This window comes from Undibacterium sp. Xuan67W (assembly GCF_049340165.1).
Classification (GTDB): domain Bacteria; phylum Pseudomonadota; class Gammaproteobacteria; order Burkholderiales; family Burkholderiaceae_D; genus Undibacterium.
The window spans coordinates 107,444-119,692 of record NZ_JBMPPN010000011.1 but is presented as its reverse complement, the minus strand read 5'-3'; the positions used below and the strand labels follow the sequence as shown (position 1 = coordinate 119,692).

The 12,249-nt window shown below is 51.1% G+C and carries 10 protein-coding genes; 9 read left to right on the top strand and 1 reads right to left on the bottom strand.

Features of this window, described 5'->3' with window-relative positions:
- Nucleotides 1–350: 350 nt before the first annotated feature.
- Nucleotides 351–842 (bottom strand): YqaA family protein, encoded by a 492-nt coding sequence (locus ACO0LE_RS11865; protein WP_422960561.1) that lies wholly within the window; start codon nt 840–842, stop codon nt 351–353.
- Nucleotides 843–1,016: 174 nt separating this feature from the next.
- Between ACO0LE_RS11865 and ilvA the strand changes: the two genes are divergently transcribed.
- From ilvA to ACO0LE_RS11820, 9 genes are all read left to right on the top strand, one after another.
- Entirely contained in the window at nt 1,017–2,552 is a 1,536-nt protein-coding gene (gene ilvA, locus ACO0LE_RS11860; protein WP_422960559.1) for a threonine ammonia-lyase, biosynthetic, read from the top strand.
- Nucleotides 2,553–2,863: 311 nt separating this feature from the next.
- On the top strand, nt 2,864–3,721 hold the full coding sequence (queF, locus tag ACO0LE_RS11855; protein ID WP_422960558.1) for an NADPH-dependent 7-cyano-7-deazaguanine reductase QueF: 858 nt from the start codon (nt 2,864–2,866) through the stop codon (nt 3,719–3,721).
- A gap of 32 nt (nt 3,722–3,753) precedes the next feature.
- The gene (locus tag ACO0LE_RS11850; protein WP_422960557.1) at nt 3,754–4,350 is read left to right on the top strand and encodes a hypothetical protein; all 597 of its coding nucleotides are present in this window, start codon (nt 3,754–3,756) and stop codon (nt 4,348–4,350) included.
- A gap of 66 nt (nt 4,351–4,416) precedes the next feature.
- Nucleotides 4,417–7,125: an EAL domain-containing protein gene (locus tag ACO0LE_RS11845; protein ID WP_422960556.1), complete on the top strand. Its 2,709-nt coding sequence runs from the start codon at nt 4,417–4,419 to the stop codon at nt 7,123–7,125.
- Between the two features lie 313 nt (nt 7,126–7,438).
- On the top strand, nt 7,439–8,113 hold the full coding sequence (locus ACO0LE_RS11840; RefSeq protein WP_422960555.1) for a hypothetical protein: 675 nt from the start codon (nt 7,439–7,441) through the stop codon (nt 8,111–8,113).
- Nucleotides 8,110–8,790, top strand: coding sequence for an ABC transporter ATP-binding protein (locus ACO0LE_RS11835; protein WP_422960554.1), 681 nt, complete (start codon nt 8,110–8,112; stop codon nt 8,788–8,790). Before ACO0LE_RS11840 ends, ACO0LE_RS11835 begins: the two co-directional genes overlap by 4 nt.
- Entirely contained in the window at nt 8,787–10,019 is a 1,233-nt protein-coding gene (locus tag ACO0LE_RS11830) for an FtsX-like permease family protein (RefSeq protein WP_422960553.1), read from the top strand. The genes ACO0LE_RS11835 and ACO0LE_RS11830 overlap by 4 nt, the downstream gene beginning before the upstream one ends.
- Nucleotides 10,020–10,032: 13 nt before the next feature.
- Nucleotides 10,033–10,803, top strand: a complete 771-nt coding sequence (locus ACO0LE_RS11825) for an outer membrane lipoprotein-sorting protein (protein WP_422960552.1) — start codon at nt 10,033–10,035, stop codon at nt 10,801–10,803.
- Between the two features lie 3 nt (nt 10,804–10,806).
- The gene (locus tag ACO0LE_RS11820) at nt 10,807–12,102 is read left to right on the top strand and encodes a hypothetical protein (RefSeq protein WP_422960551.1); all 1,296 of its coding nucleotides are present in this window, start codon (nt 10,807–10,809) and stop codon (nt 12,100–12,102) included.
- The last annotated feature ends 147 nt before the right edge of the window (nt 12,103–12,249 follow it).

Below are 12,249 nucleotides of genomic sequence, written 5' to 3'. Positions count from 1 at the left end.
AAACAATGCCTTAACCGCACATATTTATTAGTGGATTAAAATATACACCTGCCAGTATGTAAATATACCCCGACCAATGGGCTTGAACTGGTATTGAAATTGGTATTGCCATCAATAAAGCGACAATCACCTCAGAATGAAGATTGCAAATGGCGTATTCACTGAAATTCTGCGTGAGGAACTGAGATGGTGGCGGAGGCACTTATCGAAGTTGCCTTAATAAGACTCAGGCGCAGCCAAGTCATCACTAAGGCGCTCATGGCAAACCATCAGCAACGAGAGGCGTCAAAATGACCGGCAATGGCAGTAAGAGCAACGAACACACCCGGGGGGCGATAAACAAACCTAGTTCAACCCAGCATTTCTGCCAGTCCGCGCCAAAAACCATCAGGCACGCTGAGCAATAGCCAGGACATACACAGATAACGCAGGCATTTACCAACCGCCATATATGCCACGCTGGGCCAGAACGGCAGCTTCAACCAACCAGCCAAAGTACAAATAGGGTCACCGATCACCGGCAGCCAAGCCAGCAACATCGTTTTTGCGCCAAAATGACTAAGCCAGCGAAACCAGGCCGTATCGCGCTCGACAGCAAAAGCTTTTTTGGCGCCATAACCCATCCAGTAATCGACCACGCCACCGAGCGTATTACCGACAGTAGCAACGGCGATCACAGACCAGAACAGGTCAGGATTCGCTTTAATCACCGCAAAAACGGCGGGCTCCGATCCCAGCGGCAATAGCGTTGCCGAAATAAAACTGATCACGAATACCGAACTCAATCCCACTTTGGGCAGCGCCAACATGCCCAACAACCAATGCACACCCGCTTCTATCATGCTATTCCAATGTCACTTAATGTCACTTCATGCTACTCAATGTCGTTTCAATGCTCATCACTATCGCATCCATTATAATGAGTGCTCGCGACAAAACGTATCTGGCTTTGCTTTTCGGTCTTTCTGCGCACTTTTTGCGAATTTTCCCCACTGTTTGAACCACATTCAACCTCCATGACGACCGATTATCTGAAAAAAATCCTGACGGCCCGCGTCTATGACGTGGCTTTTGAAACACCGCTGGAATTAGCATCCAGCCTGTCAGATCGCATGGATAACCGAATTTATTTCAAACGCGAAGATATGCAGAGCGTTTTCAGCTTCAAGCTGCGCGGTGCCTATAACAAAATGGCGCACCTGACAACTGCGCAACTCAAGCGCGGTGTGATCTGTGCCTCGGCCGGCAACCATGCCCAGGGCGTTGCCATGTCCGCGTCTAAACTCCAGTGCAAAGCCGTGATCGTCATGCCGACCACGACACCGCCCGTCAAGATCGACGCGGTGCGCGCTTTTGGCGGCGACAACGTGCAGATTGTCCTGCATGGCGATTCCTACAGCGACGCTTATGATCATGCAGTATTGCTGGAAAAAAAACAGAAACTGACTTTTGTTCATCCGTTTGATGACCCGGATGTCATCGCCGGACAAGGCACTGTTGGCATGGAAATTTTGCGTCAGCATGCACAGCCTATTCATGCGATTTTTGTCGCCATCGGCGGCGGCGGTCTGATCTCGGGTGTAGCTGCTTATGTCAAAGCAGTGCGTCCGGATATCAAAGTCATCGGCGTACAATCCGTCGACTCCGACGCGATGGCGCGCAGCATCAAGGCTGGCCGTCGCGTGGCTCTGACGGATGTCGGCCTGTTCTCTGATGGTACCGCCGTTAAACTGGTGGGTGAAGAAACCTTTCGTATTACCAAAGAGCTCGTGGATGAGATCATTCTGGTCGACACTGATGCCATCTGTGCAGCGATCAAGGATGTTTTTCAGGATACGCGCAGCATCCTGGAACCCGCCGGCGCATTGGCTGTCGCAGGTTGCAAAGCCTATATCGAACGCGCTAAAGCAGCAAAGAAACCGCTAAAAAATGAAACGCTGGTGACCATTGCCTGTGGTGCAAATATGAACTTCGACCGGCTGCGCTTTGTCGCCGAACGTGCCGAAGTCGGTGAGGCGCGTGAAGCAGTTTTCGCCGTAACAATTCCGGAAGAACGCGGCAGCTTCCGACGTTTTTGCGAATTGGTTGGACCGCGCAACGTCACGGAATTCAACTACCGTATCAGTGATCAGAGAGCTGCCCATATTTTTGTCGGCATTCAGGTAACGAACCGCGATGACTCCGGCAAAATTGCTAAGAACTTCATTAAGCATGGCTTCCCGACGCTGGATCTGACGCATGATGAACTGGCTAAATTACATATCCGGCATCTGGTCGGCGGCAAGAGCGAACTAGCTGAGAATGAATTGCTATATCGCTTTGAATTCCCAGAACGTCCCGGTGCACTGATGCGCTTTTTGAACAGCATGGCACCGAACTGGAATATCAGCCTGTTCCACTATCGCAACCACGGTGCCGATTATGGCCGAACTCTGGTGGGCTTACAGGTTCCGAAAAAAGAGATGAAGGCGTTCAAAGAATTCCTGAATTCGCTTGGTTACCGATATTGGGATGAAAGCAGCAATCCGGCGTATCAATTATTTCTGGGCTAAAATTTTTAGCGTAGTGAGTTTAATTAAACTGGACTGGTGCGAAAACCAAGCCTTCTCATCACAGAGATACAGAGACGCGGAGAAAAGGTAGGAATAAGCGGTTCCACGAAATATGGATTAAAGAGTTTTTAGGCATTCCAAAAAACGAATCCGCAAGCAGAATGCGCCTCTTGGCACGAAATGCCTCTGCAAGCCGCATACAGCCTGCGGATTCAATGCATAAGGCGGTAAAAAATCGTTTTGCACAGTCCTATTCCGTCTTATTTAGTCCTATAACGCAATAAAGTAATTTGAAAAAAGTGTAAAGCATCATGAAAGAACCAACACAGACACCCGACTCACCCGAACACTCGCTGCTCGGCAAACCCGCAACCTACCAGTCTGAGTACGATGCGAGCTTGCTGTTCCCGATTTCACGCGCTGGCAAACGTGCAGAAATTGGCATCAGCGGCACGGGGACTTTGCCATTTTTCGGCATGGATATCTGGAATGCCTACGAAGTGTCCTGGTTGAATTTACGCGGCAAACCGCAGGTCGCGATTGCCAGCGTCTATGTGCCTGCCGATTCCCCGAATATTGTTGAGTCCAAATCATTCAAGCTGTATCTGAATTCCTTCAACCAGACCCGGCTTGCTGGCACTGATGCGCTGATCAGTTTATTGCAAGCCGACCTGTCCGCAGGGTTCGGTGCGCCGGTACAGGTTTCGCTGACGACCGCTGATCAGTTCGGACAATTGCGCCTGCAAGAACTCGATGGCGTTTTACTTGACCGGCTGGATATTGAAGTCAGTAGCTACAGCCCGAATCCCTATTTATTAAAAGCCGATCAGCAAGCGGCGCCGGTAGAAGAGACACTACTGTCACATCTGCTCAAATCGAATTGTCTGGTCACAGGACAACCCGATTGGGGCAGTGTGCAAATCCGCTATGTCGGCCCCGCCATCGATCAGGAAAGCCTGTTGCACTACTTAATCGGTTTTCGCGATCACAATGAGTTTCATGAGCAATGTGTGGAACGGATTTTTACCGACATCATGCAACACTGCAAACCGCAAAAACTCTCGGTCTATGCACGTTACACCCGGCGCGGCGGACTCGACATCAATCCATGGCGTAGCAATTTCAGTACAGGTCAAAAACCCTCTAACGCCCGAAATGCACGTCAGTAATTCTGATTCCGTTTAACTTTTATTTTTTTATTATGTTGAAATCCTTTTTTAAGCATTACCTCACTCCCTTTTTTATTGCCAGTGCCCTGTTAGGTACTAGCTCACTCGCCTCGGCACAACAGACAGAAGAAACCTCCTGGTGGCAACAGACCAAATCTGATGCGGTGGCAAAAGGCAATAAGTTCATGGACGACGGCCAGTTATCGATCATGTTGTCAGGCTATGCACATCATGGTCGCGGTACCTACACGGCGGAGCGTATTGCTGAACTGAATGAACGTGCTTGGGGCATGGGCTTCGCTAAAACTTTGCGCGACAGCAAAGATAATGAAGAATTTTTGTACGGCATGGTGATTTCTGACTCTCACTTCAAGCCGCAATGGATGGCAGGTTACGCTTACGAATGGATGCGCCCGCTGGGTGGCAACGTCGAAGCGGGTCTGGGATATACTACCCTGCTGATCAGTCGCACAGATTACTTCTCTAATGTGCCCTTTCCGGCCGTGTTGCCAGTCGCTTCGATTGGCACAAAAAGCAGCAAACTCATGGCTGCTTACGTACCACGATTTTCTAAAAACAAAGGAAATGGCGACGTGTTGCTGGTATTCGTCCGTTTTGATCTGAATTAGTTGTGACCGCGTGCTGCATGGGGTACAGTACGCGAACCATTATTTTATCGCCAAGATTTTATTGTTGTGAGTGCCATAGCCAAGTTGAATCGTTCACCGGAAACCAGCGTCAATCAACGCGATTGGCATGCAGAGTTGTTACAACACAATCCTGATGCCATTTATGTGTTTGTTGACAATGTGCTCATGTACGCGAATCCGGCTGGCCTGAGCTTATTAAAAGCCACAACGAGCAGCCAACTGCTAGGACAACAGGCGGAAAACCTGTTTTCCATTCCTGGTGATACCAATCCCATGCCATCTGTTCTTGACTGCCTGTTAGCTCAGCAAAACAAATTATCCTTTCAGCACTGCCACTGCCACTGCCGCCAGATGGATGGTGAATACCGGCAGGTCGACGTACGCGGTACCCGCTTTGTACAAGACAACAAGCAAACGACGCAATTGACCGTCAGGGAGCTCAGCGCATCCGCTCTCGCAAACAGTGCGTCCAATGTGCTCAATGCATCGAACGCTACCGGCACGTCGCATTACGTCACCCGTCAAAAATCTAGCCGCGTCCACGAAGCACTGCATCACGAGAAAGAAATTCTCGAGATGATTGCGCTGGACAAGCCTCTTGCCCATATTCTCGAAGACGTCTGTGACCGCATGGAGCGCTTGCTGGACAACGACGGCATGTGCTCCATCATGTTGTATGACGCCCATAACCAGCGCCTGACGTTAGGTGCAGCGCCATCGTTGCCCATCAGTTTTTGTACTGCACTGGAAAGCGTTCCGGTGGGACTGGAATATGGATCCAGCTCGGCCGCAATTCATTTCAACCGGATTATTCTGGTACCGGATATTGCAGAAAGCCCGCTGTGGGTAAAAGACCGGGCACTGGCCCTGCAACATGGTTTGCAATCCTGCTGGTCGGTACCGATCACAACGGCATTCAATACGGTATTAGGCACTGTCGACGTCTATCATCAGACCACCCGCAGTCCGAGTGAAGATGAGCAGGCGCTGATCAAAGATGCGACCGATCTGATCGCGCTGGCGATCGATAAAAAAAACATGGAGCAGAGTCTGGAAGAAAGCGAGGAGCGTTATCGCTCTGTCGTGACCAACCTGACCGAGGGCATTATGGTGGTAGCGCCAGGCGGCCAGATCCTGACCTGCAATCCTAGTGCTATGCGTATCTTAAAAATTACTGATGATGACGCAAAAAATGCTGGACGCCGTCACCGCTACTTCAAGCGCATCATCAACGAAGATGGCAGCGAACAAAAGATGGGGGACGATCCCGCCTCTAAAGTATTCCGCACCAATGTCCCTATTCTGAATTTATCCGTCGGCCTTGAATTGCGTGACCGCTCCATCGCCTGGTTACTGGTCAATGTATTACCAATCAGTCAGGTCAGTAATAACGCCACGACTGCCGTATTGATTTCGTTCACGGATACGACGGAAGTCAGAGAGACCCAGCGCCAGTTACAATACATTGCCGCACATGATGCCTTGACGGGATTACCGAACCGGCATCAGTTGAACAACCGCTTGCAACATGCCTTGTTTAACGCGCGTCACAGCGAACATAAAGTCGCCGTCTTGTTTCTCGATCTTGACCGTTTCAAAAACGTCAATGACACTGCAGGACATGCTGCGGGCGATACCCTGCTCAAGGATGTCGCAACACGCCTGAATTCATGTATCCGCACCACCGATATGCTAGCGCGTCTGGGGGGTGATGAGTTTGTGATTGTGGCAGAGGCATTTGATAATGCACTGCATCTGAAAGAGTTGGCAGAACGGGTCTTGGCAAGAATGCGCGAGCCCTTCCTGATCGATAACAACGAATACCATTTAGGTACATCCATCGGGATTAGTATTTTTCCGCATGATGCAGAAGACGCACCGACCTTATTACGTTGTGCTGACTCGGCGATGTACCACGCAAAAGAATCGGGGCGTAATAATTACCAGTTCTTTACAACGGAACTCAACGTACGTGCGCAGCATCGTTATACTCTGGAAAAAAATCTGCGCCGGGCGCTGGCTGAGAAAGAATTCCTGGTCTATTACCAGCCAAAAATCAGCCTGAATACCTCCAGAATTGTCGGTGCTGAAGCACTGATACGCTGGCAGATGCCAGAGATGGGGCTGATTCCACCGAATGACTTTATCCCGATCTCAGAAGAAATTGGCCTCATCTTGCCGATCGGACGCTGGGTGCTGGAACAAGCCTGCCAGCAGACAAAGCAATGGCGAGACACCCTGATTCCCGATCTGGTTATCAGCGTCAATATCTCGCCAAGACAATTCCAGGATCCGGGATTGGCACGATTTATTCAGCAAGTGTTAGACGACACAGGCTTGCCTGCTCATGTACTACAACTTGAAATCACCGAAGGCTTGCTAATGGGCGAGATCGATGTATTACGCCCGGTTTTCAATGCGATTAAAAAATTAGGTGTCAGTATCTCGCTAGACGATTTTGGTACTGGCTTCTCATCTTTATCTTACTTACAGCGCTTCCCAATCGATAATTTGAAAATCGATCGTTCATTTATCCGCGATATTCCCCAAAATCAGGATTCCGTGATTTTGACCCGTGCAATTATTGCGATGGCAAACGCGCTTGGTATGAGCGTCACTGCCGAAGGCGTGGAAAAGGCCGATCAGATGTTTTTCCTGACCGATTCCGGTTGTCAGGAAATGCAAGGCTACTACTTCAGCAAACCCTTGCCTAAAGACGAATTCGAAAAACTGTTACAAACCCACGCGATTTAATCTGCAACGATACTTCAGCAGCATCGTCTCTCCCTTACGCGAACCCGTCCCTAAAGTTCATACACAGTACAGACATGGAAACGATGCGTCTCCCCTGTGTCGTGCGTCTGAGCCTGTATCATGAAGCATCCGTGAGCTGCCACAAACTCACTCAAACCTTCTCTTAAAAGTTTGTCGGCAAGCGCATCTCGCGCCGTTTTTGACCCCATTCACACCATACTCCTGCTTTTAATCGCATACGATTTGTCCACGTTGCCGCCTCTGTTTAGTCTGTGCATATCGCTTCACTTACCCATGCACAAAGGAGACCATCATGTACATCACACAAAAAAATAGTGCCACGAAATCCGTTCTTTCTCGTACCTCATTGTCGAAGTTAGCGCTATCTACCTTGCTTGCGCTGAGTATCAGCAGTAATGCAGTAGCCTATTCAGAACCGCAATTTCAATCGGCCTTTCAGCATTTCATGGCTCCCTCAGGTCAGGGGGATGAAGAAAAAGCCGCAGACGCCTTCAACACACTACTCAAGCAAGAACCTGCGAACCCGTTGTTAATGGCCTACGCCGGTGCTACCACCAGCAAATTAGCAACGACGACCATCTTCCCCTGGAAAAAAATGTCGTATGCCGAAGAAGGGCTGGCAATGCTGGATAAGGCACTGCAAATCGCCGCTAATAGCACAGCCCTGCATGACAGCACACCGGTGATACTGGAAGTGAAACTTGTCGCAGCCAATACCTTCCTCGCTGTACCCGGCTTCATGAACCGCAGTGTGCGCGGCAGCAAATTACTGTCTGAAGTAATCGACAATCCTCAGCTGGAAAAAACGCATGTGAGCTTTCGCGGTGCCGTCTGGATGCGTGCGGCAGCCCTCGCCCTTGAGCAAAAGCGACCTGATGATGCGAAACGTTTTCTCAACAACATCATCCAGAACAATGCGCCGCAAGCTGAGGCAGCCAAGGGCATGCTGAAAGGAGTATCGCCATGAGTCTGCCTGCGGCTGTCATCGAGTTAAGGAATGTACATAAATCCTACCAGCTTGGCTCGTATCTTATCCGCGCTTTACAAGGTGTCAATCTGACCGTGCAGCGGGGCGAGTTACTCGCCCTCACCGGGCCATCTGGCAGCGGTAAAAGCACGATACTCAATCTCTGCGGTCTGATCGATCAGGCCGACGCTGGCGAAGTACTATTGAACGGCACACCAGTAGATCAATGGACCGAAACCGAACGTACTTTACAACGACGCGATGGCATTGGTTTTATCTTTCAGAACTTTAATCTGATTCCTGTCATGACGGTCGCCGAGAATGTCGACTACCCCCTGTTTTTAACGGGAGTGCCACTGAACGAGCGGCGTGAACGGGTTGCTGCGCAACTACGTGCGGTTGGCCTGCACGAGCACGCCCAGCATCTGCCAGACGCACTATCTGGCGGACAACGTCAACGCGTTGCCATTGCGCGTGCACTGATTAAACGACCTAGCCTGGTGATTGCGGATGAACCAACCGCAAGCCTGGATTCGCAGACGGCGGATCAGGTTCTGGATCTGATGCGCGAACGCGGCCATGCCGAAGGTGCGGCGTTTGTGATTGCAAGCCACGACGACAGACTGACACGTCGCAGTGACCGTATCGTCTCTCTATTGGATGGACAACTGCAATGAGTATTTCTCCGATTGACCTGACCTGGGTACGCTTCGCTTTTTATAATACTTTGCGCAATCGCCGCCGCTCCAGCGTCACAATAGCCATCGCAGCGCTGGGTACCGCAGCGATTTTACTGGCTGGTGGATTTGCTTATTCGACTTACGAAGGTCTGGCGCAAGCAGCCGCCCGCAGTACCGGACATCTGATTGTCGGTCAACCGGCACATTTCACTACCGATGAAGATGTCCCTCTGCAACATGGCATCACAGATGCCTCAGCGATACAAGCACAGATCCTGAGTGATCCTGCAGTGCGATACGTGCTGCCGCGCGTCGACCTGACTGGTCTGATCAGCAACGGCGAAAAGTCGACCATCATGCTCGCGGTCGGCATTGATCCTGATGCAGAATTTTCAGTGAAGGGGCCATTTCTGAAAGTCATCGAAGGCAGTATTTTAGAAAACAATGCGCAGCAGGCAGAGATCGTACTCGGCGATGCCCTGGCTCGCAGCCTGAAAGCCCGAACCGGGAGCAATCTGACTCTCATGACCAGCACTACGGATGGGGCCTTAAATGCGCTGGATGTCATCGTCAAAGGTATCGTTTCTACCGGCATTCCCGACATGGATAAGCGCCTGGTGTACACCGACATCAAAACTGCACAAAAATTATTGAATACAACAAAAGTATCAAGTCTCGGTGTCTTTCTGAACACGATGGATGCCACAGGACCAGCGCAGCAACGGATTGCCGCGTTATTGCCAGGCATGACCGTGCAAAGCTGGCTGGCGCAGGCATTTTTTTACAAGTCAGTCCGGGATTTATACAACCGTATTTTTGGCGCTTTAGGGTTCATCATCAGCTTCATCGTTGTGTTCGTGGTGGCGAATGCGATGGCCATGGCAATCATCGAACGCACCCGTGAAATTGGCAGCCTGCGGGCGATGGGAACCTTGCCAAGGCAACTGATACGCAGCTTCTCTTTCGAAGGTATGTTTCTTGGCGGCGCCGGTGCGCTTGCCGGTGCTGCACTTGCTTTAATAATTGCCCTGCTGCTGACAATATTCCCAGTAGAAATGCCACCGCCACCGGGACGCTCAACCGGCTATCCGCTGATGGTCAGCATCGATGCGACGCTCTATGTCACCACGATCGTGATGATGATTGTGTTAGCGATGCTGTCGTCCGCCTGGATCGCCCGCCGCACCATGCGTCAGTCCATCGTTGATGCGCTCGCTCACAATTAATCTGGAGATGATAATGAAAAAAAATCCCTTAATCCGTACTGCGACCAGTAGCCTGATCCGGGCAAGCACGCTTGTACTGCTTGCTGCATCGTCTAGCGTCATGGCGGATGATGTGAATAGCTTGCTAAAAGCTGCTGACCAGTTCCGGCTGAATAGCGACAACATGCAAGTGGAAACACAAATCACGACATTTAACCGCGACGGCAGCAAGGAAAAAGAACGACGCTATATTGTGTTTGCACAGGCAAAACGTCAGTCACTGGTATTGATGCAAAGTCCCTCAGAACAAGGCCAAAAAGTGCTGATGCTTGGCGATGATTTCTGGATGCTTTTACCTGGCAGCCAGCGCCCCTTGCGCATCACGCCCATGCAAAAACTGCTGGGTGATGCATCGATAGGCGATATCGCAACCACCAGCTGGGCGCAAGACTATGACGGTAAAGTCGTTGCCGAAGAACGTTGTGATGACAAACCATGTCTGCATTTAACATTAAATGCGAACCGTAAAAGTGTCGCCTATCAGCGCATCGAATTATGGCTTGGCAAATCGCGACATGAGCCTGTCAAGGCAGAGCTTTATGTCCAGTCGGACAAACTTGCCAAGCAGGCGAGCTTTGTCATGGATAAACCAGCTGCACCTACAAGCGTGATCGAGATGGTGCTGCAAGATCAGTTAAGCAGCCATAAAGAAACTCGCATGCGTTACCTGGCCCGCAAGGAGCGCAGCGTGCCGGAACAATGGCTCAATCCTATGTATCTCGCCAAAAATCCATCTCTGGAATAAGCAATGCATTTCTCCTTTTCATTCTCCGCCCCAAGACCTGTATCGATATTGGGTATGATCGTCGCCATCGCTATCCAGACCGGCAACGCCGTTGCAGACGATGTTCAATGGACTGGCCAGGTCCGGGGTTTGGTATCCGCGCAATCGGACAGCATGAACAGTCCATTGACTCTGGCCGGACAACTCGCCCCCGGCTTGATCACCGCCTCCGTCAATACTGCGGTGCTGGAGACAGAACTACACCTCAGTAATCGTCATCTGTCAGTCATCGCTACGGTACAGGGCCGGATTGATGATATTGCACATACCAATACCAGCGCGTCATCCATCTGGGTAAATGAACTGGTGAGCAGTATTGACCGGGGGGCCTGGCAATTTAGTGCCGGCAAAAAAATTGTTGGCTGGGACGTCGCTTATGGTTTCCGCCCCAATGACGTGGTGCAGCAGGAAAAACGTCGCTCGCTGATCAGCACGACAGTGATTGGCCGGCCACTATTGATGGCGGAATATTTCAATGCCGATACCGCAGTGTCTTTCGTCTGGGTCAATCCCCTACGATCCCGTGACACTATCAGCAATAGTGCAGACATCGCCGAAGAGCAGGCGTTTGCAACACGGCTCTACTATCGCGCTGGCAGTCTCGATCTGCATGCATTTACACGCCTGGGTCAGCACACGGGAGGTAGTGTCGGCAGCGCCGCCGCGTGGGTCGCAACAGAAGCGCTGGAACTTCATGCGTCTTTACGCTATCTGCAACGCTGCCCCGTCAGCACTATCGAAACGGATAACAGTCTGATACAGCGTAGCTCTCCCTGGAGCAGCAGTATAAAAAAACATGTAGGTCAAGCTCTCCTTGGCGGGACCTGGACTAGCGAAGACCAGCATAGCTTTTTACTCGAAGCCTGGTGGGATGGTACCGCGCTGTCCGGCCAGCAATGGCGCGCGTGGACCACGAAAAATCAGCAACTGCGTAGCAGCGTCAATACCCTGCCACAACTCAGCCGCGAAATCGCCTATAACCTTGCATGGCAAAGTCAGCCTTTGTCCAGCAGCGCGAATCTGCGGCGCAATAATGTCTTCGCACGCTGGAGCTGGCAGACCTCGACCTGGCAACCAGCGATCGACGTACTCTGGACGCCCGAAGATGGCGGACGCATTGCGACAGCCTCACTTGGCTGGCAAGGCGACCAATGGCGTATCGATGGCGGTTTTCGCCAATATGGCGGCCCGTCCACCGCCGTGCTGGCACAATTACCGGCACGGCAAACGGCCTACGCCTCCGCCAGCTGGTCGTTTTAAAATACAGCCCTTTGAGCGATCAGGGAGCGAATGTTTGCGGTGCCTGTTTCAAAGCGCATTCATGAACGCCTTGTGTATCTGACGACCGCATTTAACAGAAGCGACATAGGCACCCGTTGACCTGTCATGGCGTGACAAGATGCCATA